Genomic DNA, 857 nt, shown 5'->3' on the forward strand with positions numbered 1-857 from the left:
CCCCGTCAATTCCTTTGAGTTTCATTCTTGCGAACGTACTACTCAGGCGGGTCACTTATTGCGTTGACTGCAGCACCGGGGTTTGACCCCCGACACTTAGTGACCATCGTTTACGGCGTGGACTACTAGGGTATCTAATCCTATTTGCTCCCCACGCTTTCGGGAATGAGCGTCAGTTGCGGCCCAGACCGTCGCCTTCGCCACTGGTGTTCCTCCATATATCTACGCATTTCACCGCTACACATGGAATTCCACGATCCTCTTCCGCACTCTAGCCGCCCGGTTTCCATGGCTTACCGAAGTTTAGCTTCGGTCTTTCACCACAGACCCTTGCGGCCGCCTGCTCCCTCTTTACGCCCAATGATTCCGGATAACGCTCGCCACCTACGTATTACCGCGGCTGCTGGCACGTAGTTAGCCGTGGCTTTCTGGTAAAGTACCGTCACTCGCATACCATTTCCTGTATGCGCCGTTCTTCCTTTACAACAGAGCTTTACGACCCGAAGGCCTTCTTCGCTCACGCGGCGTTGCTCGGTCAGGGTTTCCCCCATTGCCGAAAATTCCCTACTGCTGCCTCCCGTAGGAGTCTGGGCCGTGTCTCAGTCCCAATGTGGCCGTCCGCCCTCTCAGGCCGGCTACGCATCGTTGCCTTGGTGGGCCGTTGCCCCGCCAACTAGCTAATGCGCCATAGGTCCATCCCTGCGCTATCCCCGAAAGGATATTTGGCATGAGCTCCATGCGGTGCTCATGGCTATGCGGTATTAGCAGGAGTTTCCTCCTGTTATCCCCCGCACAGGGGCAGGTTACCTATGTATTACTCACCCGTTCGCCACTCATCTTCCGAAGAAGATTCGTTC

General features: G+C 55.8%; 1 rRNA gene. It reads right to left on the bottom strand.

Features of this window, described 5'->3' with window-relative positions:
• A 16S ribosomal RNA gene (locus QVO42_RS00880) occupies nucleotides 1–857 on the bottom strand; the annotation flags it as partial.

Origin of the sequence: Catenibacterium sp. CAG:290 (genome assembly GCF_000437715.1) — a bacterium.
GTDB classification, from domain to species: Bacteria; Bacillota_I; Bacilli_A; order Erysipelotrichales; family Coprobacillaceae; genus Catenibacterium; species Catenibacterium mitsuoka_A.